A 4,102-nucleotide genomic window follows, 5' to 3' on the forward strand; every position below is an offset into this window, starting at 1 on the left:
ACAATGTGATCAATGGTTTTATGAATCACCCTGAGATTATTGATTTTAAAGGGAAGATTTGTTTTTCTCTATCGTAATTTAAGGTTCTCCAAAGGAGGAAAATTTGTGTTGAAGCTAAGAAAATCCTGGTTTTAAACAATAATGATTATTGTCAGTAAGATTTTTAAAAATGAATAGGATATAATAACTGTAATACAAATGATCAAAATGTAATCATCTAAAATTTAACAACATACAAAATAGTAAAGGTTTATTTTTGAAATTATTAAATTATGAAAAGGAAAATAATACAATTAAGTATTTTATTTTTAGGCCTGTGGGGATCAAGTATATTGATCCTGGCTCAAACACCCAAAGTAACCAAGACTAAAATAACAGTTGAGGTTAATAAACCCGGACATGCCATTTCTCCCAATCTTTTCGGAATCTTCTTTGAAGATATCAACCTTTCGACGGATGGAGGTATTTATCCTGAACTTGTCCGTAACCGTTCCTTCGAAGATGCGGATACTTTACAGAACTGGAATTTTTTAAGTGTTGATGGAAAAAGTACCGCCTCAATAATTACGGCGAATGTACAATCGAGGCCTCCTGTACCTCCTCTTAATCCGTTTAATCGTAAATCTCTTTGCGTCAATGCAGGGGGGACTTTTAAATTGGTTAATTTGGGTTACTGGGGGATGAATATTGTCAAAGGTGACAATTATACCCTCAAATTGGCAGCCCGTTCAACCGACGGTTTTGATAATCCTTTAAAAATAAATTTGGTGGACCAAAACGAGAATGTGCTGGCATCCGGAGAAATAAACGATTTTAACTCAAAATGGGAATACCATTCATTGACCCTGACAGCCATGGCCGGCGATCCCAAAGCACACCTGGAAATTTCCGGACAGGGTAATGGTAAGCTATACCTTGATATGGTTTCTCTTATTCCTGAAAAAACCTGGAAAGATCATGGTTTGCGCGTTGACCTTGCTCAGGCACTTGATGCAATACATCCCAAATTCTTGCGTTTTCCCGGTGGCTGTTGGGTCGAAGGTGATGATTTTGAACACATGAATCACTGGAAAAATACTATTGGCAATATCGATACCCGCACCCCCTTGTGGAATATATGGGGATATAATGCTACAAACGGATTTGGTTTTCATGAATATCTGCAGTTGGCTGAAGACCTTGGCGCAGAACCCTTATTTTGTGTAAATGCCGGGATTTCGCATAAGGAAGTTGTCCCCCTGGATAAAATGGGACAATGGATACAGGATGCCCTGGATGCAATAGAATATGCAAATGGACCGGTGACTTCCGTTTGGGGCAGCCTTCGTGCTAAAAACGGTCACCCTCAGCCATTCAATCTTAAATATATTGAAATAGGAAATGAAAATGGACAGGCTCCTTATGCTGAACGTTGGGCCCTGATTGCAAAAGCAATTTTGGCAAAATATCCGGATATGAAGCTTATTGCCAATGAATGGGCCGGCGGGCATCCTCATGACCCCGTACCTGAAATCGTGGATGAACATTATTATAACAATCCGGATTGGTTCATTTGGAATGCCAACAAATATGACAGCTACCACCGGAATGGTTCCAAAATCTTTATTGGAGAATATGCTGTAACAAGCAATACTGGCGGGGGAAATCTTCGCGGGGCTATTGGTGAGGCTGCCTGGATGACAGGTATGGAAAGAAATTCCGATGTGGTGATGATGGGCTCTTATGCTCCTCTTTTTTGCAATGCAAACCATAAAGCCTGGCCGGTTAATTTAATCAATTTCGACAGTTACCGTTGGTTTGGACTTCCCAGTTATTATGTTCAGCAAATGTTTACAAATAACCAGGGGACTGTGTCATTGCCCGTTGAAATTGAAGGTGCCCCTGTAATCGAGGCTCCTTATTCAACCGGATGTGTCGGCCTTGGAACATGGAACAATTCTGCTGAATTTAAAGACCTTGAAGTGCTTTCCCCTGGAGGCAAAGTTTTATATAAGGCAGATTTTTCTAAAAATATTGATGATTGGACAAAAACGGGTAGGGGACAATGGTCGGTTCAGGATGGCGTGTTGAGGCAATCTGCCATTGCTACCAATATTAATGCCTTTGTGGGAGATAAATCCTGGAAGGATTACACCATTACACTCAAGGCCCGCAAAATTTCGGGTGAAAATGGTTTCCAAATTTATTTCCATCATAAAAACAACGGCGAACGGGTTCGTTGGGACCTGGGTGGTTATGGAAATACAGTCCATTTATTGGAAGTCGGTACAACATCCCAAAGTGTGAAGGCAAATATTGAGCCAGGCCGCTGGTATGATTTAAAAATTGAAATCAAAGGTAATTCTGTTAAGGGGTATATTGATGGAAAACTTGTTCAGGAAGTGACCGACAATCATTCGAATGTAAATGGTTTGTGCGTAAGCGCTTCCCGGGATGATAAATCGGGTGATGTCATCCTGAAAGTGGTTAATGCCTCAGCGGGTAACGTCAAAGCTCAAATTAACCTTAACGGGGCTGGCACTCTTAACGGAACGGGAAAGGCTATAGTGCTTACTTCGGCAAGCCCGTTGGATGAAAATACATTGGAAAACCCGGATAAGGTTTCTCCTAAAACAGAAAAGGTGAAATTCTCAGGAAAAAACCTGACACACAACTTTCCCGGAAATTCATTGACCGTTATCCGTCTTGCAACTTCTGCTGAAACGAGTAAATGATTTTAAAAATCTTCTTAAAGAGTATTCGCCTCTCTATTCTGAAGAATGCTTTTTAAGAGGATTTGATTTTTATTGTATATAAGACAGTGATTGATAAGTCTTTATTTGTATCTTGGTTCCTAAGTTGCGTTTTATAAAACTTAAGTACAAAATTTAATAGTGAAAAATTATTAATAAATGAAAAATAACAAACAATTTTGGGTTATTCTTTTATATCTGGTGCTGTCCATTAAGGTCGCTTCGGCTCAAAATCCCATTATTACCAACCAGTTTTCGGCCGATCCTTCTGCCCGGGTATTCGGGAATAAGGTCTACCTTTATCCTTCACATGATATTTTGGCAAAGGCAGGGAAAGGACGTCCCAACTGGTTTTGTATGGAAGATTATCATGTGTTCTCCTCTGAAAATCTTACAGATTGGACTGATCATGGAGTTATTGTAAGCCAGAATAAGGTAGGATGGGTTGATTCAACTGCATATAGCATGTGGGCACCCGATTGTATATACAAAAATGGGAAGTACTATTTCTATTTTCCAGCTCCTGCCAATGATCCCAAATATGGAAGAGGATTTTCAATAGGTGTGGCAGTGTCGGATAATCCTTACGGTCCGTTTGTCCCGCAGGCAGAGCCAATTAAAGATGTTCATGGAATAGATCCCTGCCCGTTTATTGATAAAGACGGACAAGCCTATTTATACTGGGCTCAGGGGAATATTTATGTGGCCAAACTTAAAGAAAACATGACGGAGCTTGCCTCAGAACCTCAGGTAATTGAAGGGCTTCCCGAGAAAGGCCTTAAAGAAGGCCCTTTTGCATTCGAACGAAAAGGCATTTGTTATTTGACTTACCCTCATGTTCAAAATAAAATTGAGCGGTTGGAATATGCGGTCAGCAATAATCCCATGGGGCCGTTTAAAGTTACCGGAGTGATGATGGATGAATCTCCATCCGGCTGCTGGACTAACCACCAGTCTGTTATTAATTTTAAGGGACAGTGGTATCTTTTTTATCACAATAATGATTTGTCCCCGGAATTTGACAAGAACAGGTCTGTCAGGATTGATAGTCTATTTTTTAATGCAGATGGAACAATCCGGAAAGTCATACCTACTTTTAGGGGAGTTGGCTTGACCGACGCTTCAGGGAAAATTCAGATCGACAGGTATAGCCGCATCAGCTCTCAGGGAGCATCCATAGCTTTTCTTGATACGTATAATCATTTCGGTGGATGGAAGGTGGTTTTTAATTCCCAAAATGCCTGGGTGCAATATAACCGGGTAAATTTTACTAAAAAAAGCTTTAAGACGGTTAAGGTCAGGGCTTTTTCAAAAACAGGAAGCGTTCTACAGATCAGGTTGAATAATCCTAAAGGTCCCATTATTGCCAA

General features: G+C 40.2%; 2 protein-coding genes. Both read left to right on the forward strand.

From position 1 onward, the window contains the following. The first annotated feature begins 272 nt into the window (after positions 1-272). Positions 273-2,714, forward strand: coding sequence for an alpha-L-arabinofuranosidase C-terminal domain-containing protein (locus Q8907_13690; GenBank protein MDP4275323.1), 2,442 nt, complete (start codon positions 273-275; stop codon positions 2,712-2,714). 177 nt (positions 2,715-2,891) lie between these two features. Further along, positions 2,892-4,102 (forward strand): family 43 glycosylhydrolase (locus Q8907_13695; GenBank protein ID MDP4275324.1); only part of this gene is annotated, 1,211 nt, incomplete at its 3' end.

It is taken from the genome of Bacteroidota bacterium (genome assembly GCA_030706565.1).
Taxonomy (GTDB): domain Bacteria; phylum Bacteroidota; class Bacteroidia; order Bacteroidales; family JAUZOH01; genus JAUZOH01.

Bases quoted from the DNA above. Each gene is read 5' to 3' on its own strand.
- Q8907_13690 (MDP4275323.1), top strand. From the start codon at position 273: ATGAAAAGGAAAATAATACAATTAAGTATTTTATTTTTAGGCCTGTGG.